Source organism: Kocuria carniphila (genome assembly GCF_004136555.1).
In the GTDB taxonomy this organism is placed as follows: domain Bacteria; phylum Actinomycetota; class Actinomycetes; order Actinomycetales; family Micrococcaceae; genus Kocuria; species Kocuria carniphila.
Genome location: NZ_NOIT01000014.1, coordinates 83,577 through 110,027, shown reverse-complemented (window position 1 = coordinate 110,027; position 26,451 = coordinate 83,577). Strand labels below are relative to the sequence as shown.

The window sequence follows — 26,451 nt, the reverse complement described above, 5'->3', positions numbered from 1 at the left end:
GTCACGGTGCCTTCGGTGACGGATTCGCCCAGTGCGGGGAGGGTGACCTCTACGGAATTGCCCGAGGACTTCTTGGTGTCGGCCTTGGGTGCTTCCTTGGGCTCTTCCTTCTCCTCGGACTCGCTGGCGTCCTGGGTGTCCTCGGCGGGCTCTTCGGCCTGCTCGGACTCACCGGAATCATCTGAGGACTCCTCGGAGCCGGAATCGTCCGAATCGCCCGAACCGGAACCGTCGCCGATGACGACCAGCGGCGCGCCGACCTCGACGTCCTCGTCCTCTTCGACCAGGATCTTCTCAATGACGCCAGCCACCGGGGAGGGGACCTCGGTGTCGACCTTGTCGGTGGAAACTTCGACTAAGGGTTCGTCAACGGCTACCTCGTCGCCAACTTCCTTGAGCCAACGAGTAACGGTGCCCTCGGTGACTGATTCGCCCAGTGCGGGCAGGTTAACGGTTTCAGACATTGTCTCGTCCGTCCCTCTCTAAACGTAGAAATGCTCTCAAGTTGTCAGGGCGGGTGACCGCCCCGGTGGTGGGCTAACCGTCGATGCCCGCCGGGTGGCGGGCATCGACTCGGTATCAACCGTGCAGGGGTGCTCCGGCCAATGCCATGGCTGCTTCACCGATGGCCTCGTTTTGGGTGGGGTGGGCGTGGATGAACGCGGCAACGTCCTCCGGGTATGCCTCCCAGTTCACCATGAGCTGACCTTCACCGATCTGCTCACTGATGCGTGTACCGATTGCGTGGAATCCGACAATGGGACCGTCCTTCTCGCGCACGAGCTTGATGATGCCGCCCGTGCCCAGGATGGAGCTCTTTCCGTTACCGGCGAGGTTGTACTCGAAGGTCTCCACGTTGTCCTTACCGAACTTCTCCTCGGCCTTGGGCTGGGAGTATCCGACGGATGCGATCTCGGGTTCGGTGAAAGTGACCTTGGGGATGTTGATGTCCTCGACGGGCACCGGGTTGAGTCCGGCGATCTCCTCGGCCACGAAACGACCCTGCTGGTAACCGCGGTGGGCCAACTGCACGCCGGGAACGATGTCTCCAATGGCGTAGACGTTGCCGACACCGGTGTGCAGACGCTCGTTGGGGGTCACGAAACCGCGGTCCATGGGGATGCCCTGCTCTTCGAAGCCCATGTTCTCGGTGTTGGGGCCGCGACCGACCGCCACGAGAACGATGTCCGCTTCGAACTCTTTGCCGTCCGCGAGGGTGACCTTGGCGCCGTCGTCGTTCTGCTCGACCTTCTCGAAGAACGTGCCGAGGTTGTACTTGATGCCGCGCTTCTTGAACTCACGCTCGGCGATCTTGATGATGGCGGGGTCCTCGTTGGCCACCAGGTGGGGCAGGCCTTCGATCACCGTGACGTCGACACCGAAGGAGCGCCACATGGAAGCGAACTCGCAACCGATCACACCGCCGCCGAGCACGATCGCGGACTTGGGTACGAAGTCGATCTCGAGGGCTTCGGTCGAGGTCATCACGCGACCACCGATCTCGATGCCCAGGGTCTTGGCGTAGGAACCGGTGGCCAGAATGATGTGCTCACCGGTGTAGGTGGTGCCGTTGGCCTCGATGGTGTTGGGGCCGGTCAACTTGCCGTCCCCGGCGATGACGTCCACCTTGCGCATCTTCATGAGACCGGTGAGTCCCTTGAACTTGCCTTGCACGACCTTGTTCTTGTAATCGCGCACGGCACCCATGTCGATGGATTCCAGCGTGGCCTTGATGCCGTACTTCTCCGACTCACGAGCACCCTCTGCCAACTCGGCGGAATGCAGGTACGCCTTGGTGGGGATGCAACCCCAGTGCAGACACGTGCCGCCCAGCTTCTCCTTTTCGAACAGTGCCACGGAGTAACCCAGCTGAACTGCGCGCAGTGCTGCTGCGTATCCGGCGGATCCACCGCCCAGGACGAGAATGTTGTATTGGTTGTCGGCCACGTTGGCTCCCTCGGGGTTCGAGTGTTTTGACGTTGCTATGCGGTCTGGCCGTACCGATCTGCGGTGCGCTCAGACCCTTGGATGTTTTGTCCCCACCTTATCGCCACGCCCAGGGACTCACCAGGTATTGCTACCTCGTGGGTCCCCGGCGCGTGGCGCGCTTGGTGGGGCGGGTACGACTACTACGACGCGTAGTTCTCGGCCACGTTCAACAGGGTGCGAACACCGAATCCGGTGCCCTCCTTGGGGGTGTAGCCCCAGGGGGAGCCTTCATTGAACGAGGGTCCGGCAATGTCCACGTGGGCCCAGGGGACGCGGTTGCCCTTGACCTCCGGAACGAACTCGCGCAGGAACAATCCGGCCACCAACATGCCACCGTGCTTGTCGCCCATGTTCTTGATGTCGGCCACGTTGGAGTTCAGGGATGCGCGCAAGTGTTCGGGCAGGGGCATGGTCCATGTCGCTTCGCCAACAGCGGAAGCGGCCTCGGCCACCATGTCGCGGGCGGGCTCGTCACCCATCACGGCGGCGGTACGAGTTCCGAGGGCCACCATCTGGGCGCCGGTGAGGGTTGCGATGTCCACGAGCAGGTCCGGATCCTCCTGGCCCGCGGCCCACAGACCGTCGGCCAGGACCAAACGGCCCTCGGCATCCGTGTTGAGCACTTCCACGGTGTGTCCGGAGTGCATCGAGAGAACGTCCCCGGGACGGGTGGCCGTGGCGGACGGAAGGTTCTCCGCGAGGCAGAGCCAACCGGTCACTGCCACGGGCAGTTTCAATTCGGCCGCCGCGATCACTGTGGACAGCACTGCAGCGGCGCCGGCCATGTCGGACTTCATGGTCATCATGGAGGCCGGGGGCTTGAGCGAGAGACCGCCGGAGTCGAACGTGATGCCCTTGCCCACGAACGAGACATGGCGCTTGGCCTTGGCGGGAGCCCACTCGAGCTTCACGAGGCGCGGCCCGTTAACGGATCCTTGGCCGACGCCGAGCAGACCACCGAAGTTGCCGCGGGCCAGTTCCTTCTCGGCCAGGACGGTGACCTTGACCTTGCTGCCCTTGGCGGCAGCGGTTGCGTAGTCAGCCACGAACTCCGGGTTGGCGGTGTCGGGGGACAGATCGACCAGGGTGCGGGCGGTGCGAACCGCCTTGACTACGTGGGCGGCACGCTCCACGGCCACCTGCGAGCGCTTGGCGAGGTCCTTCGCAACACACACGGTCGCGGAAGCGACCGGGGTGGACTGCTTGTCCAGGGTCTGCACCTTCTGGGCCGTGTAGCTGAAAGCACCCATGCCCAGGCCCTCGGCCACGGCCTGGACCTCGGCCACGGAGGTGGTCGGCAGAGCAGCGACCACGCTGGTGGCCTTGCCCGCCAACTGGCGCACGGCTTCACCGGCCGCCTGGCGCAGGGACTCTGCGTGAGCGGCGGCGTCGTCGAGGTTGACCTTGCCCAGACCCGTGAACGCGACCAGGCGCGCGGAAACGTTGGAGGGCGCGGGAACCACGGTGACGGAATCTGCGGCACCGGAGGCACCCGCGAGTTCGGCCAGCTCTGACAGGGTGCGGCTCAACTTGGAATTGGCTGCGGGACCCAGATTCACGGTCTTGCCGGGGGCCTCGACACCCACGACGAGCGCGTCGGCGGACAGGGCAGCCGGGGACTTGGCACTGACGGCCAAGCTCAGATCGCTGATATCAACAATGTCCTGCACGGTGGTCACGATGGTGTCCTTTCGTTCGGAAACACTGACACTTACCCACGCTAGGGGGATCACAACGTGGGAACCGTCACCGATCCTATCCGGACGTGCCGACACTTCCGCAGTACGCTGCGGGAATACCGGCGGGTCACACCGGCGTTGAAGTCAGTAATGTCATCAAGAGGCGAGCCGTCGCTGGTTTCGTCCCCCCAAGTTATTTGCAGGAGGTCGTTGTGCTGGATCCTACGGCGCTGTACCTGAGTGACCCCGCGTTGCTCGGGGATGGGCGACTGCGCGGATTGCCCATGATCGTGGCGTTGTCCGGATATGTGGAGGCGGGGCACCTGGCCGGGCAGATCGAGGCCGTGGTCATGGACTCCATGCCCAGTGAAACCCTGGCCCAGTTCGATCTGGACCAGCTCTACGATTACCGTTCCCGTCGGCCGCACGTGAAGTTCGTGGAGGACCACTTCGAAGAGTGGGACGCACCCGAGCTCACCCTGCGCGTGGTCACGGATGGCCTGGGTCGTCATTTCTTGCTGCTCACCGGACCCGAACCCGATACTCAGTGGGAGCGCTTCACCCGGGCCGTGGTCGGCCTGGCCCAGCGCCTGGACGTGAGCCTGGTGGCCCTGGTGAGCGGTATACCCATGCCCGTTCCCCACACCCGCCCCATGTTGGTCACCGCGCACGGACCGCGGGCCGACCTGTTGCCGAGCACGGGAGGTAACAAGCCGACCTTCGAGATCAGCGCCTCCGTCTCGCACTTACTGGAATTGAAGTTGCAGGGCGCCGGTATCGATCACGTGGGCCTGTCGGTACACGTGCCGCAGTATCTCGCGGAGTCGTACTTGCCGCAGGCCGCAGTGGCTGCTCTGGAGCACCTGAGCGCCGTCACGGGCCGCACGCTTCCCACGGACGAGTTGCGTGAAGCCTCTCGCGGCGTGATTCAGCAGATCAACGAGCAGGCCAATGGGTCCCCGGAGATCCAGTCCGTCATCGAGAATATGGAACGGCGATACGATGACGTGGTCGATGCGTCAGCGCATCGTTCCATCCTGGCCGGTCCTGACCACGACGATCTGCCCGACGCCGACGAACTCGGTGCGGCCGCCGAGGCTTTCCTCGCTTCTCAGGACGAGCAGGACAACTGATCTCGCGGCAACTGCACTAGCCGGGCCGCGATCTCCACTGCGACCCAAGGACCCTGAGCATGCCACGCACTCCCATGTCTTCACCCCGTGATCAGGGGAAGGATTCGCGAAGGGCGTGGCTCGTCTTTGCGGTGGGGGTTTTCGCCTACTTCTCGGCGGTAGCCCAGCGGACGAGCTTTGGTGTGGCCTCGGTGGAAGCGACGGACCGCTTCCAGACAGTGGCAGCGGGCCTGTCCATGTTCTCCATGATGCAGGTGCTGGTTTACGCCGCCCTGCAGGTCCCGGTGGGTGTGCTGGTGGACCGTTTCGGGCCCCGTGTGCTGATCAGCGCCGGGGCCGCGTGCATGGTGGTCGGCCAATTGCAGCTCGCGGCGGCCGAATCCGTTGCGGCCGGTGTGATTGGCCGAATTCTCGTGGGCGCCGGTGACGCCGCCACGTTCGTATGCGTCATGCGCCTGTTGCCCGCATGGTTTTCTGCCATGCGCGTGCCCATGCTTTCCCAAGTGGTCGGCATGACCGGCAATCTGGGGCAACTCTTCTCCGTGATCCCCTTCGCGGCCGTGCTGCACGCGACCGGCTGGGTTCCCGCGTTCATTTCGTTGGCGGCCTTGGCATTGTTGTCCGGCGTGCTGTCCGCGGCCCTACTGCGCAGCGCACCACCGGGGGTGAACGTGCTCAACGAGTCCATTTCTTTCGCAACCGTGGGCGCGACCATCAAGGAATCCCTGCGGGAACCCGGGACGCAATTGGGTTTCTGGGTTCACTTCGCCGTGCAATTCGTTGGCAATACGTTTGCCCTGATGTGGGCGTACCCGTATTTACAGAACGCTCAGGGGATGGATGCCACTCAGGCCTCCGTGGTCATGACCACGTTCGTGGTGGTCAACGTGGTGGTGAGTTTGGGCGTGGGCAAGCTCAGTGCGGTGTTCGCCAAGCGCCGCTCTGTGCTCGCTCTGTGCTTCTGCGCGGTGATCTACTGCGGGTGGGCGCTCATGCTGCTGTGGCCCGGTGAGGCGCCCACGGCCGTGGTGTTCATTGCGGTCGGCATGCTGGCGTTGTCCTATCCCGCGTCCATGCTCGCTTTTGACATCGTGCGCAGCTTCAATCCGCCCCGCCGCGGAGGCACCGCAACGGGCTTGGCCAATGTGGGCGGGTTCATCGCGTCCTTGGCGGCCATTTATCTCACCGGTCTGGTGCTGGACCTCCAATTCGCGGCGGGGGTTTCACCGACCCTCTACGATGCCGAGGCGTTCCGTCCCGCCATTGCCGCCCAGGGTCTCGTGGCCGCGGTGGGCATCATTGCGGTGCTCATCTGCACTAAGAAAGTGCGCAAGGTGCACGGGCCCCGCTCCGTGTGATCGCGTCCGAGAACCTGTTGGTCCCCTAAGTCGCGGCACTCACACTCCACAGTGCGGTCTCTCGGGTTTCCTTCTTGCCCGGCATGCACAGTTCGACGCCGCCGCGAGACGTGGTGAGCGCGCCTCGCGGATCGTGGGGGCATGACACTCCTCAATGATCCCCAAGAACCCGTCAAGATCCGCTGCGACGAAGACCTCCTGGCGCTGATTCCGCACCAACTGGGATATGAACCGCGCAATTGCGCCGTCCTGTTCATCCCGGTCTCCAGCGGGGGAGCACTGTGTTTGAAGCTGCCCACCCCCAGCGGGACGGAGGATCTTGCGGAATACGCCCAACAACTGACTGAGGTGACAGCGACCACCGGTCACGTGCATCAGGCGACGGTGGTGGTGTACTCGGATACGGCGGTGCTTTCCCAACCCGAGGAGGACTTCTTCCGCGCGGCGTGGCTGGGGCTGGCCGTTGAGGACTCCGGAATGCGCGCCACCGGTGGTTTCGTCGTGGGCCCGGAGCACTGGTGGAACCTCCAGCGTGTCGATGAACCGCAGCCGGTGAGTGGGATCTCCGACAGCCAGCTGAACGCGCACATGGTGGCGCTCGGAAGCTGTTTCAACGAGTTGACCCCGGAACAACCTGGCCAGGTGCCGGATGCGCTAAGGCACCGGTCGTCCGGATTCCTCGACGCCCTGGACCACTTAACAGAGGGACCGGGCGTTTGGCACACCGAGGACGAAGTGCCCGAGGACCACGGTTTCGCGTACGAGGGCACCCATCACGAGTGGGTGGACGAGCAGTGGCACTGTCACTTCCAGGCGCCGGCCTGCTACGAACGAGACCTGCGGCGCTGGCATGATGCCATCGCCGTGATGAACTCCGGAGGAGCCGACTGGCCCTCCGCGTTGTTGAGTCTCACGGATCAGCATCTCGCTCGGTTGGTCATGGCGTTGACCCACAACATCACCCGGGATGCGATCTTCTACTCGTGGTTGACCGGTGACCAGGACCGAGCAGCGCGGGCGCACAAGGGGCTGCAAGCGTCCCTGCGAGAAGTCTTGTCCCTCCCAGCACCCGCAATCGAGTATTGCGCCACGCGCGAGGACGTCGCTGAGGGGCTGTGTTGCGCGCACGCGGTGCTAGGCCAGTGGGAGTCCATTCCGGACTGGGCCACGGTAGAAGCGGCCTATCGAATCCTGGAGGGATTGGACTTGTTGCTGAGCCACGGATTGGAATCCGCGGAGGCCTTCCGAGGGCGGGAACGTCGGTGCTCCATGGTCCACGCGGACGTCGTATCCGCGCGCGCTCAATTGGAGGTGTTCAGGGGACGAGCCTTCACTGCCATGGGGCTCCTGGAGCGCAGCAACGAGATCGCGGAGGGTCGCGAGGGAGCCCGAACCGTGCGGCGTCGTCTGGACATCCAGGACATACCGTGGTGGAGCACCGACCCCCGTACGGCGTGGCCCGGAGACCGTTGGTGGGCGAAACGCAATGACCCTCGCCACGCTCACGAAAAATATTTGTGATGAACCGGGAACAAAACTTGGGGCATGTATGTTGGCTCAACTAGGACCCTTCAAGTCTCAGGAGGCAGAAATGCCAGCAATCCGGGCTTGACAGGGTCATAGGCGTGTTGACCACACATGGTGGCAATGCACCTCGCGACCGGTTCAACGAAAGGTTCTCAGTGTCACCTGCTGCAAGCAAGACCGCGAACGAGTCCACGGTCTCTGAGGAGTCACAGGACTCCGCACAGAAGACCACTCAGGCCAGCACCGGCCGGGCGAGTACCAGCGGTGCGGCAAAGAAGACCACGGCGGCCAAGAAAACCGCCGCTAAGAAGACCACGGCGGCGAAGAAGACGACCGCGGCCAAGAAGACCACCACAGCAAAGCCCACCGCTTCCAAGACCCCGGCGACCAAGTCGACCGCGGCCAAGAGCGCGGCCACCAAGGCGGCGGCTTCCAAGGCGTCCGCGACCAAGGCCGCTGCCGCCAAGGCAGCCCAGGCCGAAGGCGATGACACCTCAGAGGTCGAGGACACGGAGTCAACTCCCGCCAAGACCACTCGCGCCCGTAAGACCGCGGGTGCCGCACGCAAGTCGAAGACCGCCACGGCAACGGGCACGGGTCGTGGCCGCAAGAAGGCTTCCGATTCCGCGGACACCGCGGACGCGGATGACGAGTTGCTGGCCAACCACGATGAGGCCATCGAGGACGAACGCGACTCTGACGGCGAGGAATCGACTCAGGCCAGCCCGGAGGAAGCCGCTCCTCGCATGAAGGGCCGTGAGGACAAGACCGCTCGCGGGTTCGTGCTCACCACCAACGACGAGGACGACGCCCCGGCGCAGCAGGTCATCGCCGCCGGTGCCACTGCGGACCCCGTCAAGGACTACCTCAAGCAGATCGGTAAGGTCGCGCTGCTGAACGCCGAGCAAGAGGTCGATCTTGCGCTGCGCATCGAGGCCGGCCTGTTCGCTGAACACAAATTCGCGGACGAGCAGGACTCGATGGACGCAGAGACCCGCCGGGCCTACCGCTGGGTGATCCACGACGGACGCCGCGCCAAGAACCACCTGCTCGAGGCAAACCTCCGACTGGTGGTGTCCCTGGCCAAGCGCTACACCGGCCGAGGCATGTTGTTCCTGGACCTCATCCAGGAAGGCAACCTGGGTCTGATCCGCGCCGTCGAGAAGTTCGACTACACCAAGGGCTTCAAGTTCTCCACGTACGCCACATGGTGGATCCGTCAGGCCATCACCCGCGCCATGGCCGACCAGGCCCGCACCATTCGTATCCCGGTGCACATGGTCGAGGTCATCAACAAATTGGCACGCGTGCAGCGTCAAATGCTCCAGGACCTGGGCCGCGAACCCACCCCGGAGGAGCTCGCCAATGAACTCGACATGACCCCCGAAAAGGTCGTGGAAGTTCAGAAGTACGGCCGCGAGCCCATTTCACTGCACACCCCGCTGGGCGAGGACGGCGACTCCGAATTCGGTGACCTCATCGAGGACTCCGAGGCCGTGGTTCCCGCGGACGCCGTGTCCTTCACCCTGCTCCAGGAACAGTTGCACTCCGTGCTGGACACCCTCTCCGAACGGGAAGCCGGTGTGGTGGCCATGCGCTTCGGTCTGACCGACGGTCAGCCCAAGACCCTGGACGAGATCGGCAAGGTCTACGGGGTCACTCGTGAGCGCATTCGCCAGATAGAGTCCAAGACCATGTCCAAGCTCCGTCACCCGTCGCGCTCGCAGGTGCTGCGGGACTACTTGGACTGATCCGGATCGCCACGGTGAGTGAGGATTACTCCATGACGTCCCAGGACAGCCGTGTCCAGAGCATGTTCAACCGGGTCACGCGTAGTTACGACAAAATCAACTCGCTGATGACCATGGGTCGTCACGCGCAGTGGTGTCGGGAGGTTGCCCGGCGCGCGGATCTGACCGCGAGTGGGCGACTCCTGGACATCGCGACCGGCACGGGCGAGATCGCCTTGGCCGCGCGGCGTCGTTACCCTGGCGCTGAGATCTTCGGTGTGGACTTCTCCGAGAACATGCTGGCCGAGGCCCGTGAGAAACCCGGTGCGGACAGCATCGAGTGGGAGTTCGCGGACGCGCATCAATTGCGTTTCGAGGACGAATCCTTCGACGCTGTGACTCACGGGTACCTGCTTCGTAACGTCAGCGACGTGGAGCGGGTTCTCTGGGAGCAACACCGCGTGCTCAAGCCGGGCGGTCGAGTGGTCGTGCTGGAGACATCACCGCCGCGCGGAGTGCTCAAGCTGGTGCTCTCGGTCGGTATGAGCGTGGTCCTGCCGCTGCTCGGACAGATCATCGCCAAGGATCGCGAGGCGTACACCTATTTGAAAAGCTCCACGCTGGGCTTCATGTCACCCGCTGAGGTCGCGGCGGTCATGGAGCGCGTAGGGTTCCGGGACGTCGACTGGGCCACCAAGTACTTCGGTACCAATGTCATCATGTGGGGTCACAAACCCTGATCCCGTCAGCACCTGGGGGATAGCGAAAGACCGGGGCACGCACCGTGTGTGGTGCGTGCCCCGGTCTTTGCATTGGCCGTGAGTGCCTCAGGAGGCTCCCAGGTGCTCCGTTTCGTCCTGCCAAGTGGCAGCCAGCGGGCGCAGCTTGTCCTCGTTCTTGCGCGCGTGATGCGCGCAGAAGAGGAGCTGACCGCCGGTGCTTTCGAGGACCACGCGGACATATGCCTGGGCGCCACAGGCGTCACAGCGGTCGGTCGCGTTGAGTTCACGCGTCTCGAGTGTCGCGTTCATTGGATCCTCCTTACGGATACAGGGTCTGCAATCTCACCATCCGGTGTCATTGCGGTGTGCAGGTGGTTCCGAGAATGAACACTGCAGCACGTATCAATAGAACCAAAGGTAGACCCGATTCCTTCCCCGTGGACAGTGGTTTCGCCCACCGCGCACAATGTCGGCACTCGTGACTAAAGTGGGGGAGTCCCACTCGCGCCTCCGGCCAGACTCTCGGGAGATTTATCACCGTGACACCCACTCGTTCCGAATACAACGCCCGGCACCTTTCCGTCCTGGAAGGGCTCGAAGCGGTGCGCAAGCGCCCGGGTATGTACATCGGATCCACGGACTCCCGCGGGCTCATGCACTGCATGTGGGAAATCATCGACAACTCCGTGGACGAGGCGCTGGCCGGCTACGGACAGAACATCACCGTGATCCTGCACAAGGACGGGTGTGTCGAGGTCCATGACGACGGTCGCGGCATCCCGATCGATCAGGAGCCCCGTACCGGCCTGACCGGTGTGGAGGTGGTGTTCACCAAACTGCACGCCGGCGGTAAGTTCGGCGGCGGCTCCTACACCGCCTCAGGTGGTCTGCACGGCGTGGGTGCGTCCGTGGTCAACGCGCTGTCCTCACGCCTGGACGTGCAGGTGGACCGCGGCGGCAAGACCTATCAGATGTCCTTCAAGCGCGGTGAACCGGGCATCTTCACGGACAAGGGTGCGCCCTCCCCGCATGCGCCGTTCGAGGCGTTCACGGACAACTCCGAGCTGCAGATCGTGGGCAAAGCCAAGCGCGGGGTCACCGGCACGCGGATCCGCTACTGGGCGGACGAACAGATCTTCACCCCGGACGCCAAGTTCTCCACGGAAGAGCTGGTGCGCAGGGCACGCCAAACAGCGTTCCTGATCCCGGGTCTGCAGATCACGGTCCGCGATGAACGACTGCTCGCGGGCACTCCGGGGGAGACCGGTCCGCACACCGAGGTGTTCCAGTACGACGGCGGCATTTCCGAGTTCGCGGAATTCCTGGCGATCGATGCGCCGGTCACTGATGTTTGGCGTTTGCAGGGCCAGGGCAGCTTCACCGAGCGCGTTCCGGTGCTCGACGACACCGGGCGGGCCCAGCTCCAGGACGTGGAGCGCGTGTGCGAGGTGGACGTCGCTCTGCGCTGGGGTGTCGGTTACGACACCACTGTGCGCTCATTCGTGAACATCATCTCCACGCCCAAGGGCGGTACGCACCTGTCCGGGTTCGAGGCAGCCCTGCTGAAGACCATTCGCAAGCAGGTCGAGGCAAACGCCCGTAAACTCAAGGTGGGCAACGACAAACTCGAGAAGGACGACGTCCTGGCGGGTCTCACCGCGGTCCTGACCGTCCGCCTGGCCGAACCGCAGTTCGAGGGCCAGACCAAGGAGGTGCTCGGTACCCCGGCGGTGCGTCAGATCGTCACCAAGGTGGTCGAGTCCCAACTGACCAAGCAGTTCACGTCCAAGAAGCGTGACGACAAGGCTCAGACCAGCCAGGTGCTCGACAAAGTCGTCGCGGAAATGAAGTCCCGCATCTCGGCACGCGTGCACAAGGAGACCCAGCGCCGCAAGAATGCCCTGGAAACCTCCTCCATGCCCACCAAGCTGGTCGAGTGCCGCTCCTCGGACGTCGGCCGTTCAGAACTGTTCATCGTGGAGGGTGACTCCGCGCTGGGTACCGCGCGCCTGGCTCGTAACTCCAACTACCAGGCACTGCTGCCGATCCGCGGCAAGATCCTCAACGTCCAGAAGGCGTCGATCACCGACATGCTCGCCAACACCGAGTGTGCCGCGCTGATCCAGGTCATCGGTGCCGGTTCGGGACGCAGCTTTGACGTGGACGCCGCCCGCTACGGCAAGGTCATCATGATGACCGATGCCGACGTGGACGGCGCGCACATCCGCACCCTGCTGCTCACGTTGTTCTACCGCTACATGCGCCCGCTGGTGGAAGCCGGACGGGTATACGCCGCGGTGCCGCCACTGCACCGCGTGGAAATCGTCAACCCCGGCTCCAAGGCCAACGAAATGGTCTACACCTACTCGGAACGCGAACTGGAGACTTTGCTGGGCAGCCTGGAAGAGCAGGACCGCCGGTACAAGGAACCGATCCAGCGTTACAAGGGTCTGGGCGAGATGGACGCGGATCAGCTGGCCGAGACCACCATGGACATCCGTCACCGCGTATTGCGTCGCGTGCGGGTGGCGGATGCTGAGGCCGCGGAGCACGCGTTCTCGCTGCTCATGGGCTCCCAGGTGGCACCTCGCAAGGACTTCATCGTGGCCGGTGCTGCGCAGCTGGATCAGGATCGCATCGACGCCTGACCCGGCAGGCGTGACAGAGCAGCACAGGAAAAGGTGCAGCAGCGAGACATTGCCGAGCCCGCGGCAGGGCTTCGTCACATGACGTTTTGACGCCTGCTCCACGAACAACGCCCCGAACCTTTCACATGGAAGGTTCGGGGCGCCGTCGTCAATGGAGCAATGATTCAGTCGTCCAGTGGCAGGGTGTCCTGCTCCGCGCCGGACGGTTCAGCCGCAGAGGTGGAATCCTCAGCGGCCTCCAACCCGGGCACTGGGAGACCGCCGAGCGCAGGTCCCACGGCGTGCACCGCACGATCCACGCTGACACCGGAACCATCGCGGCGGCCGTACTCATTGGGCAGATTGCGCGCCACACCGGCCGCTGAGACGGCCTTGCCGGGCCCGTGGCCCACCCAGGCCAGGTTCAGCTCGGTTTCGCCCGTGAGAAGTCGCTGAACGCGGACACCGGCGGTCGAACGGCCCTTGGCCGGGTACTCGGACAGGGGAGTGACCTTGATGGACGCCTCACCCATGTCCGGTAGTTGATCCTGGGACTTGGCCTGGGTGACCACCACAGTGGCGTCGTCCTCCTTGACCGCGCCGAAGAAAATCGCGCGCTCACCGGCGGCCAGTTTCATACCGGCCACACCGCCCGCGTTGCGTCCCTGGGGCCGTACGAGGTCCGCCCCGAAGTGCAGCAACTTGGCGTCCGAGGAGACGAACACCAGTTCGGCGGAATCGGGGCACGCAGCCACGCCAATCACGCGGTCGCCGTCCTTGAGTTTGATGGCCGGCCACTGATCCAGATTGAGCGGGTAGTCGGGGTTCACGCGTTTGACGATGCCCTGCTCGGTACCGACCGCGAAGACCTGATTGAGGGGCACCAGACCCACCAGGTGCTCGTTCTTGTCCAGGCCCAAGAAGTCCGAGGCGGGCACCCCGTCCGCGAGGCGTGGAACGCCGTCGAAATCCTGCAACACGGGAATGTCGATACAGGACACGCGCAGCATGCGACCCGTGGACGTGACCGCACCGATCTCGCCGCGCGCGGTGGTCGGGAGCACACTGGAGAGCGCGTCGTGCTTGAAGCGGCGTGAGGCATCGGCCAGTGGTGTGCGCGCGTTGGTGCGCGCCAGGCGACCGGTCGTGGAGACGAACGCCCAGCACGGGTCGTCGCTGATCTCGAGGGTGACCGACGACGCCGCCTGCTTGCGTTTGCCGCCGGCGTCCGCCGCCGAGGTCACGGCCGGTAGATCTTCGGCTTCGAGCAGGACGGTGCGGCGATCGTCGCCGTGCTTCTTCGCGACCTCCTCGAGCTCGTCGGCCACGACCTGACGGAGTTTCTGATCGGAGCCGAGAATCGCCTCGAGTTCGGCGATCTCCTGGAGCAGCTGGTCCCGCTCCGCCTCGAGCTCGATGCGCGAGAACTTGGTGAGCTGACGCAGGCGCAGTTCCAGAATGTGCTCGGCCTGGGCGCGCGAGAGGTCGAAGACCTTCATCAACCGGTCACGGGCCTCCGCCGTCTGCTCGGAGGAACGGATGATCTGGATGACCTCGTCGATGTCGACGATCGCGATCAACAGGCCCTCGACCAAATGCAAACGGTTCTGACGCTTGTCCAACCGGAACGCGGTGCGGCGGCGCACCACGCTCAAGCGGTGATCAGTGTAGACCCGCAGCATCTCGAGCAGACCCAACGTGCGCGGCTGCCCGTCCACGAGGGCCACGTTGTTGATCCCGAAGGAATCCTCCATGGGCGTGTGCTTGTACAGCTGAGCCAGCACGGCTTGGGGGTTGAAACCGTTCTTCAGCTCGATGACCAGGCGCAAGCCGTTGGTGCGGTCGGTCAGGTCCACCACGTCCGAGATGCCGGCCAGCTTCTTGGACTGGACGGCGTCCTTGATCTTCTCGGTGACCTTTTCCGGGCCCACCATGTAGGGCAGTTCGGTGACCACGATGCCCTGTTTGCGGGGCGAAACCTGTTCGATGGAGACCTTGGCTCGGGTCTTGAAGGAACCGCGACCGGTGCGGTAAGCGTCACGGATGCCTTCCAGGCCCACAATGCGGCCGCCCGAGGGCAGGTCCGGGCCGGGCACGAACTTCATGAGATCTTCGAGCGTGGCCTCCGGGTTGAGGATCAGATGCCGCGCGCCGGCAACCACCTCGCGCAGATTGTGCGGTGCCATGTTGGTGGCCATACCCACCGCGATACCCGTGGCACCGTTGACGAGCAGCGCAGGGTAGGCCGCCGGAAGCACACCGGGCTGTTGGAACTGGTTGTCGTAGTTGGGCACGAAATCCACGACGTCTTCATCGAGATCCCCTGTGAGCGCTTGGGCGGCCGGGGCCATCCGTGCCTCGGTGTAACGCGGCGCGGCGGGGCCGTCGTCGAGCGAGCCGAAGTTGCCGTGACCGTCCACCAGGGGCAGGCGCATCGCAAAGGACTGGGCCATGCGCACCATGGCGTCATAAATGGCCGAGTCACCGTGGGGGTGGAGCTTACCCATGACCTCGCCCACCACGCGGGCGCTCTTGACGTGACCGCGGTCCGGGCGCAGGCCCATCTGGTCCATCATGAACAGGATGCGCCGCTGTACCGGCTTGAGGCCGTCCCGCGCGTCGGGCAGGGCGCGGGAGTAGATCACCGAATAGGAGTACTCGAGGAAACTGGTTTCCATTTCCTGCGTGACATCAATGTCAACAATGTGCTCGGTGAAATCCTCGGGCAGCTCGTCCTGCTCGGAGCGGGTGGTTGAACGACGTCGGGCCATCTAGCGGCAACTCCTCGAATAATCGGCGTGTACCTGTCGAGAGGTCACGCGGTTGGCTACCCTGAAGTCTATGGGTTCTCACGATGAAGGTTCGCAGTCACCGTCCTACCCCGAATACTGGGAAGCAGACGTCATCATGCGCGACGGTGCGACCGCGCATTTGCGCCCCATCAGTCCGGATGACCGGGAGCTGCTCACGGAGTTCCACGGAAAACAGTCCGAGGACAGCATCTACCTCCGGTTCTTCTCCTACAAACCGTCGCTGTCCGAGAAGGAACTGGTGCGCTTCACCACCGTGGACCATGTGGACCGGGTCTGCTTCATCCTGTTGCTGGACGGCAAGATGATCGGTGTGGGTCGCTACGACCGCACCTCGGACCGCGTGGCGGAAGTCGCCTTCATGATCTCCGACCATCACCAGGGGCGCGGCATCGGCTCCATCCTGCTGGAACACCTGGCCGCAGCGGCTCGCGAGAACGGGATCGACCGCTTCACGGCCGAGGTACTCCCGGAGAACCGCAAGATGCTCCACGTGTTCGTGGAAGCCGGCTATGACGTCTCCCGCCAGTTCGAGGACGGCGTGGTGGTGGTCGACTTCGACATCGATCCCACCGAGAAGTCCCTGGCCGTGATGGAGTCCCGCGAACACCGCGCGGAGGCCCGTTCGATCCAAGAACTGCTGTCACCCAAGGTCATCGCGGTGATCGGTGCGTCTTCGGATGCTGATCACGCCGGGTACCACGCGGTCGAGGGCATCCTGAACGGTGGTTACACCGGCACCCTCTACGGAGTGGGGAACACGCCGTACGAGCGGGACGGCCTGACGTTCGTAGAGAAGGTCCAGGAGATCTCGGAGAAGATCGACCTGGCGATCATTGCCGTGCCGCGTGAGGCCGTGGAGTCCACGATTGCCGAGTCCGGCCGAGCCGGCGCCAAGGCCGTGGTCATCATGACCGGCGGCTACGCCGAGGCCGGCGCAGAAGGTGCCGCGCAACAGCGCCGCCTGGTGCGCATCGCCCGTGCCTCGGGCATGCGTGTGGTGGGCCCGGCCAGCCTGGGTTTCATCAACACCTCGGAAGAAGTCAGCCTCAACGCATCGGTTCTGCCCCGCATGCCCAAGCTCGGGGGGCTGGGCCTGTTCACCCAGTCCGGATCCATCGGCACCATGGTCTACGGTGCCGCACGTCGCCACAAGGTGGGGCTGTCCAGTTACCTGTCCGCCGGTAACCGCGCGGACGTGTCCGGTAACGACATGATGCAGTACTGGGAGGACGATCTCTCGACCACGGTGTGCGGCCTGTACCTGCAATCGGTGGGCAACCCGCGCAAGTTCTCCCGCATTGCCCGCAGGCTCTCGCGTTCCAAGCCCGTCATCGTGGCCAAGTCCGAGGTCACCGGGTTGCGACTGCCCCCGGGACACACGGGACGTACCACCCAGGCCCCTCCCGGTGCGCTGGACGCCATGTTCCGCCAGGCCGGTGTCATCCGAGCCGCCACCGCCGAGCAGCTGCTTGATATCGCGTCCGTGGCCGAAAGCCAGCCGGTACCCGAGAACAATCGTGTCGCGGTCGTGGCCAACGCACTGGCGCTGTCCCAGTTGGCGGAGGATTCCACGATCCGCCTGGGTATGGAACCGATCGTCTCGGACGGCAACGTGGATACGAGCCAGGGTCCCCAGCACGCACACCAGGCCATCATCGACGCGGTTCGACAGAATGCTGCCCGCGACGACGTCGCGAGCCTGGTGGTGGTTCTCATGCCCGTTCCGGGCCTTGATCACCACGCGCTCGTCGACCAGATCGCGCGCGAGGCGCGCACCGCCGAGTGCACGGCCATCGGGGTGTTCACGGGCCAGTTCGGCAGTGACGCCAAGACGGCCACGGTGCACACCACCGACGACGGCGCCTCCCTCCCGTGCTTCGATTCGCCAGGTGCCGCGCTGCTCGCGCTCTCCAGCGTGGTCACGTACTCCACCTGGCGCGACCAGGACCACGGACACGTGGAGATTCCCGAGGACTTCAACCACGACGCTATCGAGAAGTTCCTCGAAAAGCTCAAGCCTCAGATCCCCGGCGACGGGCTCTACGAACTGAGCACGGACGAGACGACCGAACTGCTGGACTACGCCGGAATCAAGGTCCTGGAATCCGTGCGCTTCGCAGACCCGGACGAGGGTGTCGAGGCAGCCGCACGACTGGGTTACCCCGTGGCACTGAAGACGACCGATCCGCACTTGCGTCACCGTCTTGACCTGGGCGGTGTGGTGCTCAACATTGAGGACGAATCGCAGCTGCGAGCAGCCATCACCACCATGAAGCGGGCGCTCGCGAGCTTCGGTACCTCCGACTTCGAGGTGCAGTCGATGGCCGCGACCGGCCAGACGGTGATCGTGCGAGCCATTGAGGACCCGTTGATCGGACCCGTGCTGTCGTTCGGCATGGCCGGGGACGCGGTTAATCTGCTCGACGACTGGGCGCACCGAGTCCCTCCGTTGACCGATCAGGACATCTCCCGAATGGTCCGCGCACCCAAGGCGTCCAAGAAACTCTTTGGCCACCAGGGCGTTCCCGCCGTGGATACGACCGGGGTGGAAGACCTGATCAACAAGGTGGCGCTGCTCAAGGACCAGTTCCCGGAAACTGCGTCCATCGACCTCAACCCGGTGCTGCTGTCCGGTTCCGTAGTCACTGTCCTGTCCGCAACCGTCACTCTGGGTGACCCGGGGCAGCGTACCGACAGCGCTCGCCGGGCCATGCGGGGCTAGGTCACCTATCGCGTGTCGGACACAATAGCTGGGCGTTTCGAACTGCTGGAACCCATTGCCAAGGGTGGCAGCGGGGCGGTGTGGCGCGCCATGGACCACAAACTGGAGCGGGAATGCGCGGCCAAGGTGCTACGCCAACGCGATTCGGCCGATCTGCTGCGCTTCGTGCGAGAGCAATCCGTCAAGTTGGATCACCCGCACGTGGTCGCACCTTACGGCTGGGCCGCCGAGGACGAGTACGTGGCCATTGCGATGCCCCTGGTCAGCGGGGGGACCCTCGAGGCAGCGTTGGGGGACAACGGTGCCGTGGCGGACTTCGTGGCGGAGGAGATCGTCTACCAACTGCTTCAGGCCCTGCAGTTCGTTCACGCACGAGGCTGGATCCACCGGGATGTGAAGCCGGGCAACGTGCTCATGGAACCCACCGGTTCCGGGCGGCCATGGGCTCGACTCGCGGATTTCGGTATTGCCGTTCGCGCGGAGGACGCTCGGTTGACCCATACGGGAACCGTGGTCGGGACACCGGGATACCTGCCGCACGAGGCCTACGGACCCATGGAGCCGTCGATCTCCTCGGATCTGTACGCGGCCGGTGTCACGGCGGTGCGGCTCGTGGACCCGCACGTGGATCTCAGCAACCCGTTGGAACCGACAGCGGTGGAGGGACTTTTCCCGGATTCTCCGCAGTTGCGTAGTCACGTGGCGGGTCTGCTGAGCACGGAACCGAAACAGCGCATTGCCGCGGCGAAGATCGCCCTGCACGACTTGGGCGAAGGAGCAGCGAGCCGATCCGACCGCGAATCCCTCACGGCCGAGGGAGAACCCTTCGAGATCTTCGACGTTCTCTCACCCACCACGGAGCGTGAGCTGTCCGTGGTTCCCGATGCAGCGGTGTTGCCCCTCTCGGAGGACGCTCCCACGGCACGCATCGAATGGCACGCCGTGCGCCGCAGGGGAGAGGAACACCCACAGGCGGCAGCCGTGCCACCGATCTCCGACGACCCGTTGAACCCGTTCGGCAGACTGGCAGCCACCGGGGAAACCACCGAAGCTCTGCCACGCCAGGAGACCCCGCGCACTGCCGCTGTGCCGCACGTGGCGAGCGAGGAACCCACGCCCACACCGCGGTCCATTCCGGCCAGGCGAAACACACGGCCCCAACGATCTCGGATGCCCTGGGTGCTCTTGGCTCTGGTGCTGGCCGGTATCGCCTTGACCGCCGGATACTTCTTGGCCGGCCCGGCGCTCAGCTCGTGGCTGGAGGATACGACCGGTGGCGAACCCGACGTGAGCCAAACGCCCGAGGTGACCCCAACGCCGTCGCCACCGCCAGAACCCGGCCAGGACGTGACACCGGTGTGCACCGAGCAAGAAGACGGATCGCTGTCGTGCGTGGTCACCCCCTGACCGTGATAATTGCGCACAGAAGCGGCAAGTGAAGGACAATGGACGCATGACGTATTCAGCTCCCGATGGTTCGCGCCTGATTCAGGACATCGGCACGGCCGGGTTCTATCCCCAATTGGTGGAAGACGTGGTCAAGGATTCCCTGGACGGCCGACAGCCCGTCTCCCACCTGGTGCAATTGGAGACCCACTTCAACAACACCGAACTCCACCGACACATCACCGTGTTGGTGCTCGCCGAGGACGTGCTGCACATCACCCACGTGGACGATCAGCAGTTCGACGACAGCGGGCGTGACGTGGTCGCCCGGGTGTCCACGGAAACGGTCGGGATTTCCCAGATCCGTTCCGTGACCCTGAGTTACGCCTACCACCAGCCGCAGAACTACCACCCGGACACGCCCATCATGGAACTGACCCTGGCCGTGAGCTGGACCGGAACCCAGCAGCTCGAGCTGTACCCCGCGATGTGCGAGGACCCCGAGTGCCAGGCCGACCACGGTTACACGGGAACCGCCGCCAGCGAGGACGTCGTCATGCGCATTAGTTCCGAGGCGGACGGCAAGGACGCAGTGGAGGGCGCCCGCGAATTCGCGCGCACGCTGCGCCGCGCCAACCTGGCACCCGTGACGGATTCGGGTGCCCAGATCGCCCAGTCGCCGCATCAGCGGCCCCTGACCGACCGCAGGCCTTCCGAGGCGCCCGTGCAGCGCCCTCGTTTCGGACACCGCTTCACGGGGCGAGATTCCGGGCGCAAATCCCAATGACACTGCCGTCTGATTTTCCTGCGCCCCCGCGTTACGGCCGGCGCAGCGTGGCAGACGTGATGTCCTCTGCCGCCGCAGCCCTGGGCGTCCCCGACCTCACGAACTCCCTGGGTTTGCCCAAGGCCCAGCGCTACGTGGTGGTACTCGTGGACGGTCTGGGTTCCAGATTGCTCAGCGAGTACGCGAGTTACGCGCCTACGCTCCGGAAGGCGCAGTCCTTGGGGGAGCTCGACGCCGCGTTCCCCACCACCACGTCCGTATCGCTGTCGAGTCTGGGCACCGGGCTGACCCCCGGGCAGCACGGCATGCTCGGCTACGACGTGCTGGATCCGGCCCGGGACCGGGTGGTCAACATGTTGGGGCAGTGGAGCCCACAGATCGACCCGGAATCCTGGCAGCCGCATCGCACGGTGTTCAACCGGGCGGAGGACACGGTGGACACCGTGACCATCAGCAAGCCTCGGTTCGAGAACTCCGAACTGACCCGCGCGTCGCTGCGCGGCGGTCGCTTCAAGGGCGCCGACGGCGTATTCGCACGCACCGCCGCCGCCCTCGAGGAACTCCGGGAGGGAAAGCGCGCCCTGGTGTACTTCTATTGGGACGAGCTGGACAAGATCGGGCACTCCAAGGGGTGGCGATCCGACACGTGGCTGCAGGCCCTCGAAGAGCTGGATTCCGCGATCAAGCGGCTCGTCCAGAAGCTACCGGCCAACACCCGCGTGATCCTCACCGCCGATCACGGCATGGTGGACGTGGCTCCCGAACACCGTTATGACGCCAGCGCCGTGCCCGGACTGCTCGACGGCGTGCGACACACCGCGGGTGAACCGCGGGCCGTGCAACTTCACATGGAAGCGGATACCGATCCTGAGAAGGTCGTCACTCGCTGGCAGGACCACTTCGGCGACGACGTATGGGTGGCCACGCGGGACGAGCTGGCCTCGGGCGGTTACTTCGGCAGTGACCCGAATCAGGCCGTCCTGGAACGCGCCGGTGATGTATGGGTACTCGGCAAGGAACCGGTCGCCATTTATGACGTTTCACGGCAGGGCGCCAAGCCCCTGAACATGGTGGGTCAGCACGGCTCCCTCACGGATGCCGAACGCCTGATTCCGGCGCTGCTCTGGTAACTACCCGGTGTCTGGCCACCGGCCAGGGGGAACGGGACGATTCGACGAGCGCCCAGGTTCGCATCGCGGTGGCGTCGTCCCGAGACCGATAACTGAACACGAAGAGGCCCGATTCGCTGGAGTGCGAATCGGGCCTCTGTGCACTAATTGCTGGGCTTGGGTGTCGATGCCGGCTTGTCGTTGGCCGGCGGCTTCGCCTTCGTCGGCTTGGGAGCGGGCGGCGCTTTGGTTACCGGAGCCTTGGTCGACGGCGGCTTGGGAGCCTGTGTCGGCGTCGACTTCGGCGGCTTGGGCGCCGTCGTCGGTTGCTTCGTCGGGGCCGGGGTCGGCTTCTTGGTCGGCTCGGGCTTCTTGGTCGGCTCCGGTGCCTGGGTCACCGGTGGTGCCGGAGGCGGCGGAACCGGTGCGGGCGGGGGCGGAGGAACCACCGGGGGCGCTACAGGAGGAGGTGGCGGCGGCACGTACTCCTGGACCGGCGGGGCGGTTTCCACCGGGGTGGGGGACGGCGTGCGGCTCGGAGTGGCGCTGCGCGTGGGCGTGGGGGACGGCGATTCGGATTCCGTGGCGAAGTCTGCGGGTTCCTCATCATCCTGGGAATTCGACAGTCCGGTGAAAGCCAGTGCGCCCACCCCCACGAGGACCAGGAGCGCGGCCAATCCGAGCACGAGGGGTGCCATGAATCGGCGGAAACCCCCGTCACCTTCGGGTTCGGTGGAACCACCGGTTGCTTCCGCAGCCGGTTCATCGGCACCGAACAAGTCGTCCTGTATGGAATTACCCATGCAACGCGTCCCTCGAATCCATGAATTGCCAGAGCAAAGATGGACCGCTCTCTCCCCTGAGCCCAATCTGCCTTGATGACTCTAGCGTGTCGACGGGAAATCTGCAGTCCCTCGCGTGGTGCTCCCGGACACTAGTTCGAGTTGGAACCGAAGACGATCTCGTCCCAACTCGGCACCGACGAGCGTTTCGCCTTGCCAGTACGGCCGCGCGGACCGGGAGCCCGTTGCGGTTGCTCCTGTGGTTCCTCGTGGCGTTGCGCCGGCTCGATTTCGGGCTCCGTCTCCGGAGTTTCCTGAAGCGTGGCGGACGTCGATTCCGGTGACTCCGACTCTTCGCCCCGGTCGTCTTGAGCGACGGGCTCCTCCGATTCGAGGGTGGCCATCGACTCCTCGGAATCCGTAGCCACGGTGAGCTGAGGGCCTCGACCGGCGGTGACGGCCTCGGGCAGCGACGGCGACGCCGCCTGGTCCGGTTCCTCGCTCGAGGTCTCGTGCTCGTGGGGAGCGTTCGTGGAATCATCCACGATCTCGATGTCTGCGTCCTCTTCCAAGGCTCGGTCCTCGGCGACGCGGGCGGCAGCGGGCTGGATGGGCTGATCGAACAGCGGAGAATCATCTGGCGCGCCGATGGGTCGGGGACGGTTGTCCACGTGCCCCATGCCGCGGCCGAGGATCTCGGCCAGGCGGTCGTCTTCTTCACTGTCCGAACCCAGACGCCGTCCGCGGCGTGACTGCAGCACGTCCAGCAACTCGTCCGCCTGGCTGGCCTCTCGCTGGAGTTGCTCCACCTGGGCGTTGGGGGCCGGAGCATGGCTCACTGCGGGGGCGGGAACGCCCAGCGGCCCTGACTCGTGCGGTTCCTGACCCAGCGCGGTGGCCCAGTCATTGGCCGGTCGAACCGTCTGATTCGCGGGGTTGTAGGTCCACTCCGCGGGACCATTGGTGTCATGGGGTGCCTGGTCGCGATCGGACACGGTGAAAGACAGTTGCAGTGTCCAGAGTTGGTCCTCGCGCTGCCACGCATCCCAGTCCAACGAATCCACCGCAACACCGGTGTTCCGGGCACGATGGCGCACGGTCTGCTCGAGAGTGCGGGGTTCGCCCTCGAACACGGAACGGTAGCCGTCGTGGGAAGGGCTCGTGCCGGTGACTTTAACCTTGAGGGCTTCCCGCACCATGTGACCGCGCTCGGCGAGGATCGGCCATTCGTAACGCTTGACGCGCTCCGGCTCCCATCCGGACTCGGCCACGATGTCTTCCACGCTGGCACCGGCACGGAAACGAGCCTGGATATCGCGGGGGCCGAACTGGCCCGTCACACGGCCACGCGCGGGTGTCTTCTTCCGCGCGTGCTGCACCGCTTGTCGTAACTGCTGATCGATTTTCAGCGAGTAACGCTGTGAATCGGTGGTTTCCACGATGAGGTGCTCCCCGTCATCGTGTATGCCCACCAGGTGCAACTGGTCCATGCTGTCCTTCCTTTACCGGCGGGAAGTAATGCTGTCAGAGAAATTCCTGCCGCTCATGTCGTGCCAGTCTAGTGCTTTCATGAAGGGCCCCGAACCGGTTTCTGCCCGGGCCACCGCATTTTTCGAGGGACGGGGCGGGGTATACCGGGAGCAGCCGTTCGGGGGCGGATCCGCGTGCTGTAAGACACACATTTCGCCGCAGGAGATTCGGGCTGGATTTTTCGCGGTTGATGGTGAACAATCTACGCGACACGGACCCGGCATTTTTCCCAGAAAGCCGGGGTCTCGACACCCACAGCGATCTCGCGAAGACCGGTTGGAGCGGATTCACACATGGCCACAGATTACGACGCGCCGCGCAAGCAGGACGAAGACCTCAAAGAAGACTCGATCGAGGAGTTGCAGTCTCGTCGATCGGATCAGCAGTCCGGCAGCGTCGACGAAGATGAAGCTGCAGCGGCCGAAAGCTTCGAGCTCCCCGGCGCAGACCTGTCCAACGAAGAACTGTCCGTAGTGGTTCTTCCCGCTCAGGAAGACGAATTTACGTGCGGTTCGTGCTTCCTGGTACGTCACCGTTCGCAGCTTGCCGAAGAACGCGACGGCGTGAAGTTCTGCTTCGAATGCATGGGCTGACACGCGGTCTCTGAATCAGCCGTTGAATAAAAAGTCCGGGCGGTCACCAAATGGTGACCGCCCGGACTTTTTCAGCTCCGCATACCGTGTCGTCTCACGCCGAGTCCGTGGGGCGACCGGCGTTGATGGCTCGCGCTAATTCTTCGGGGTGACGGGTTGCGGTGAGCCAGTACGGTGTGGGGTCCACGGGGTCCACGATCTCGATCCGGCACATGTCAGGAATGGACACGCGGAAGTTCATGAACGCGCGGCCGTCCAGTTCCGGCCCGCGAGCCACTCGCACGGCATCTCCGCGCAGCGGCTCTGCCTCGCCGACGAAACGGCGTTCGATGTAGGCGCGGCCCACGCGAACGTCCTGATCCGTGACCACGATCCTGGGCGAGCCGAGATGGAGGATCAACGTGATCAAGACCATGATCACGACCGCCGCAATGATGCCCACGGCCATGTTGATGGGGGCCAGGGCTATGAAAGACGCCGCTCCGACGAACAGGACCACGAGCCACATCCACCACGCGACGGTGAGTCGCTCCTGATATTCGACCACGGGCTCGGTCGAAGGATGGTCGGGGGTTACCGGCTCTGAGGCCGTGGTGGCGCGCGGATCGTGAGAGGTCATGGCTCCACTTTCCCACAGCTTGCTAGGAGTCTTCCACGTGCAGACGGCGCCACATGGTGCACCGCGTTAGAGTGGTGGATTGTGACTGATGTAGCCGGTAACCACACCGTGACCGTGGCCCTCAAGATGTTGGATCCTGAGCTGGCACCCCCGTCCTACGCGACCCTTGGAGACGCCGGGGCCGATTTGCGAGCCCGACAAGAAACCGTGCTGGAGCCGGGTCAGCGCGCACTGGTGGACACCGGTGTGGCCCTTGCGATTCCCCACGGGTACGTGGGCTTGGTGCACCCCAGATCGGGATTGGCGGCCAAGCACGGATTGACGGTGGTCAACGCTCCCGGAACCGTGGACTGTGGTTACCGGGGCGAGATCAAGGTGTGCCTGCTCAACACCGACCGCACGGAAACCTACACGGTGAGCCGAGGGGAGCGAATTGCCCAGCTTGTGATCCAGCGTGTGGAGACGGCGCACTTCGAGGCAGTGACAGAGCTGCCCGAGAGCGAACGAGGGGCGGGGGGCTTCGGCTCCTCGGGAACCCACTAGACCCCGGCCACCCAATCACCACGACCCGCAGACAGTAAACGGAGCACACATGTTTGGACGTAAGAAGCGCGGCAAGGACGCCCAGGCGGACAGCGGCGCCGTCGCCGAGACCGAGCCGCAGGACGCACCCGAGGAGGCGGAAGCGGCGTCGTCGCCGGACCCCCGCGCGCTGGGACCGTGGGACGAGTCCGAGATGAAGGGCGAGCGTGAGGACTATGTGGACCTCGGCTGCATCCTGATCAAGCCCGTGTCCGGGGTGGCCGTGCGCATGGACCTGGATGAGCAAACGCAACGACCGCGCGCGCTGAACGTCGACTACAAGGACGGCTCGGTCCAGCTGCAGGCCTTCTCGGCTCCCAAGAGCAGTGGCCTGTGGGACGACGTTCGCCGCGAGCTCACAGAGGGGCTGCGCCGTGATGGCGGGCAGGCGACGGTGGCCGAAGGACCGCTGGGCCTGCAGGTCAACGCGAAGTTCAACGCGACCACCGCCTCGGGCGGTCCCGGCTACCGATTGGCGCGGTTCGTCGGCATCGACGGGCCCCGTTGGTTCCTGCGCGCGGTCTACACGGGTGGCGGCGCAATGCCGTCCACGACCGCGGAGGTCCTCGACGACGTCGTGCGGTCGTTGGTGATCGTGCGCGGACAGGATCCGATGCCCCCGCGTGACCTCTTGCAATTCAAGGTTCCGGAGAATGCCACGCCCCAGAATCCGGGGACCGCATCGCCCGAACAACCCGTCGAGGACCCGCAACCGCCGGTGAGTGCACCGCGCCGCGGTCCTGAAATCACCGAAATCGGCTGA

21 protein-coding genes are annotated in these 26,451 nt (G+C 64.6%); 13 read left to right on the top strand and 8 right to left on the bottom strand.

Annotated elements, in window-relative coordinates; genetic code table 11:
- From EWV37_RS11560 to EWV37_RS11550, 3 genes are all read right to left on the bottom strand, one after another.
- Window positions 1-464 (bottom strand): biotin/lipoyl-containing protein (locus tag EWV37_RS11560; protein ID WP_338032824.1); only part of this gene is annotated, 464 nt, incomplete at its 3' end.
- Between the two features lie 115 nt (window positions 465-579).
- Complete coding sequence (gene lpdA, locus EWV37_RS11555) at window positions 580-1,947, bottom strand: dihydrolipoyl dehydrogenase (RefSeq protein ID WP_095798914.1); 1,368 nt, start codon at window positions 1,945-1,947, stop codon at window positions 580-582.
- A 182-nt stretch (window positions 1,948-2,129) separates the two neighbouring features.
- Window positions 2,130-3,668, bottom strand: coding sequence for a leucyl aminopeptidase (locus EWV37_RS11550; RefSeq protein WP_129701704.1), 1,539 nt, complete (start codon window positions 3,666-3,668; stop codon window positions 2,130-2,132).
- A 212-nt stretch (window positions 3,669-3,880) separates the two neighbouring features.
- On the opposite strand from EWV37_RS11550, the gene EWV37_RS11545 reads away from it, so the two are divergent.
- The 5 genes from EWV37_RS11545 (at window position 3,881) to EWV37_RS11525 (ending at window position 10,156) form a co-directional block, all read left to right on the top strand.
- On the top strand, window positions 3,881-4,801 hold the full coding sequence (locus EWV37_RS11545) for a PAC2 family protein (RefSeq protein WP_129701702.1): 921 nt from the start codon (window positions 3,881-3,883) through the stop codon (window positions 4,799-4,801).
- A 59-nt stretch (window positions 4,802-4,860) separates the two neighbouring features.
- Window positions 4,861-6,159, top strand: a complete 1,299-nt coding sequence (locus EWV37_RS11540; protein ID WP_095798911.1) for an MFS transporter — start codon at window positions 4,861-4,863, stop codon at window positions 6,157-6,159.
- A gap of 141 nt (window positions 6,160-6,300) precedes the next feature.
- A complete protein-coding gene (locus EWV37_RS11535; RefSeq protein ID WP_095798910.1) occupies window positions 6,301-7,680 on the top strand; it encodes a DUF4192 family protein in 1,380 nt (459 codons plus the stop codon).
- A 161-nt stretch (window positions 7,681-7,841) separates the two neighbouring features.
- On the top strand, window positions 7,842-9,437 hold the full coding sequence (locus tag EWV37_RS11530; protein WP_129701700.1) for an RNA polymerase sigma factor: 1,596 nt from the start codon (window positions 7,842-7,844) through the stop codon (window positions 9,435-9,437).
- Between the two features lie 14 nt (window positions 9,438-9,451).
- A complete protein-coding gene (locus tag EWV37_RS11525; protein WP_238663230.1) occupies window positions 9,452-10,156 on the top strand; it encodes a ubiquinone/menaquinone biosynthesis methyltransferase in 705 nt (234 codons plus the stop codon).
- Window positions 10,157-10,243: 87 nt separating this feature from the next.
- Here EWV37_RS11525 and EWV37_RS11520 read toward each other — a convergent pair whose 3' ends face one another.
- A complete protein-coding gene (locus EWV37_RS11520) occupies window positions 10,244-10,447 on the bottom strand; it encodes a DUF7455 domain-containing protein (RefSeq protein ID WP_016996488.1) in 204 nt (67 codons plus the stop codon).
- Between the two features lie 230 nt (window positions 10,448-10,677).
- Here EWV37_RS11520 and EWV37_RS11515 point away from each other — a divergent pair, with 230 nt between their 5' ends.
- Window positions 10,678-12,786, top strand: coding sequence for a DNA gyrase/topoisomerase IV subunit B (locus tag EWV37_RS11515; RefSeq protein WP_129701698.1), 2,109 nt, complete (start codon window positions 10,678-10,680; stop codon window positions 12,784-12,786).
- A 164-nt stretch (window positions 12,787-12,950) separates the two neighbouring features.
- On the opposite strand, the gene EWV37_RS11510 is transcribed toward EWV37_RS11515, so the two are convergent.
- A complete protein-coding gene (locus EWV37_RS11510; RefSeq protein ID WP_129701696.1) occupies window positions 12,951-15,536 on the bottom strand; it encodes a DNA gyrase/topoisomerase IV subunit A in 2,586 nt (861 codons plus the stop codon).
- 70 nt (window positions 15,537-15,606) lie between these two features.
- Here EWV37_RS11510 and EWV37_RS11505 point away from each other — a divergent pair, with 70 nt between their 5' ends.
- Genes EWV37_RS11505 through EWV37_RS11490 form a run of 4 tightly spaced genes read left to right on the top strand, consistent with a single transcriptional unit; the run spans window position 15,607 to window position 21,603 of the window.
- Window positions 15,607-18,300, top strand: coding sequence for a bifunctional acetate--CoA ligase family protein/GNAT family N-acetyltransferase (locus EWV37_RS11505; RefSeq protein ID WP_129701694.1), 2,694 nt, complete (start codon window positions 15,607-15,609; stop codon window positions 18,298-18,300).
- A gap of 12 nt (window positions 18,301-18,312) precedes the next feature.
- Entirely contained in the window at window positions 18,313-19,707 is a 1,395-nt protein-coding gene (locus EWV37_RS11500) for a serine/threonine protein kinase (protein WP_129701693.1), read from the top strand.
- Window positions 19,708-19,753: 46 nt separating this feature from the next.
- Window positions 19,754-20,473: a DUF5998 family protein gene (locus EWV37_RS11495; protein ID WP_129701691.1), complete on the top strand. Its 720-nt coding sequence runs from the start codon at window positions 19,754-19,756 to the stop codon at window positions 20,471-20,473.
- A 59-nt stretch (window positions 20,474-20,532) separates the two neighbouring features.
- Window positions 20,533-21,603: an alkaline phosphatase family protein gene (locus EWV37_RS11490; RefSeq protein ID WP_238663234.1), complete on the top strand. Its 1,071-nt coding sequence runs from the start codon at window positions 20,533-20,535 to the stop codon at window positions 21,601-21,603.
- 143 nt (window positions 21,604-21,746) lie between these two features.
- Here the strand turns inward: EWV37_RS11490 and EWV37_RS15510 are convergent, their stop codons facing one another.
- A complete protein-coding gene (locus EWV37_RS15510) occupies window positions 21,747-22,385 on the bottom strand; it encodes a hypothetical protein (RefSeq protein ID WP_158222969.1) in 639 nt (212 codons plus the stop codon).
- A 131-nt stretch (window positions 22,386-22,516) separates the two neighbouring features.
- Entirely contained in the window at window positions 22,517-23,854 is a 1,338-nt protein-coding gene (gene sepH, locus EWV37_RS11480; RefSeq protein WP_095798900.1) for a septation protein SepH, read from the bottom strand.
- 333 nt (window positions 23,855-24,187) lie between these two features.
- On the opposite strand from sepH, the gene EWV37_RS11475 reads away from it, so the two are divergent.
- Window positions 24,188-24,487 (top strand): DUF4193 domain-containing protein, encoded by a 300-nt coding sequence (locus tag EWV37_RS11475; RefSeq protein WP_095798898.1) that lies wholly within the window; start codon window positions 24,188-24,190, stop codon window positions 24,485-24,487.
- A gap of 94 nt (window positions 24,488-24,581) precedes the next feature.
- Here EWV37_RS11475 and EWV37_RS11470 read toward each other — a convergent pair whose 3' ends face one another.
- Window positions 24,582-25,106 (bottom strand): DUF3093 domain-containing protein, encoded by a 525-nt coding sequence (locus EWV37_RS11470; protein ID WP_095798897.1) that lies wholly within the window; start codon window positions 25,104-25,106, stop codon window positions 24,582-24,584.
- A gap of 81 nt (window positions 25,107-25,187) precedes the next feature.
- Here EWV37_RS11470 and dut point away from each other — a divergent pair, with 81 nt between their 5' ends.
- Both dut and EWV37_RS11460 read left to right on the top strand, forming a co-directional pair.
- Entirely contained in the window at window positions 25,188-25,649 is a 462-nt protein-coding gene (gene dut / locus EWV37_RS11465) for a dUTP diphosphatase (protein WP_129701687.1), read from the top strand.
- Between the two features lie 49 nt (window positions 25,650-25,698).
- Window positions 25,699-26,451 carry a DUF3710 domain-containing protein gene (locus EWV37_RS11460; protein WP_095798895.1) on the top strand — a complete coding sequence of 251 codons (753 nt, stop codon included), beginning with the start codon at window positions 25,699-25,701 and terminating at the stop codon, window positions 26,449-26,451.

Excerpts from the sequence above, each read along its gene's own strand:
- EWV37_RS11470 (WP_095798897.1), bottom strand. The coding sequence starts at position 25,106 with ATGACCTCTCACGATCCGCGCGCCACCACGGCCTCAGAGCCGGTAACC.
- EWV37_RS11535 (WP_095798910.1), top strand. The coding sequence starts at position 6,301 with ATGACACTCCTCAATGATCCCCAAGAACCCGTCAAGATCCGCTGCGAC.
- EWV37_RS11460 (WP_095798895.1), top strand. The coding sequence starts at position 25,699 with ATGTTTGGACGTAAGAAGCGCGGCAAGGACGCCCAGGCGGACAGCGGC.
- EWV37_RS11490 (WP_238663234.1), top strand. The coding sequence starts at position 20,533 with ATGTCCTCTGCCGCCGCAGCCCTGGGCGTCCCCGACCTCACGAACTCC.
- EWV37_RS11540 (WP_095798911.1), top strand. The coding sequence starts at position 4,861 with ATGCCACGCACTCCCATGTCTTCACCCCGTGATCAGGGGAAGGATTCG.
- EWV37_RS11510 (WP_129701696.1), bottom strand. The coding sequence starts at position 15,536 with ATGGCCCGACGTCGTTCAACCACCCGCTCCGAGCAGGACGAGCTGCCC.
- EWV37_RS11505 (WP_129701694.1), top strand. The coding sequence starts at position 15,607 with ATGGGTTCTCACGATGAAGGTTCGCAGTCACCGTCCTACCCCGAATAC.
- EWV37_RS15510 (WP_158222969.1), bottom strand. The coding sequence starts at position 22,385 with ATGGGTAATTCCATACAGGACGACTTGTTCGGTGCCGATGAACCGGCT.
- sepH (WP_095798900.1), bottom strand. The coding sequence starts at position 23,854 with ATGGACCAGTTGCACCTGGTGGGCATACACGATGACGGGGAGCACCTC.
- EWV37_RS11520 (WP_016996488.1), bottom strand. The coding sequence starts at position 10,447 with ATGAACGCGACACTCGAGACGCGTGAACTCAACGCGACCGACCGCTGT.
- EWV37_RS11475 (WP_095798898.1), top strand. The coding sequence starts at position 24,188 with ATGGCCACAGATTACGACGCGCCGCGCAAGCAGGACGAAGACCTCAAA.
- EWV37_RS11495 (WP_129701691.1), top strand. The coding sequence starts at position 19,754 with ATGACGTATTCAGCTCCCGATGGTTCGCGCCTGATTCAGGACATCGGC.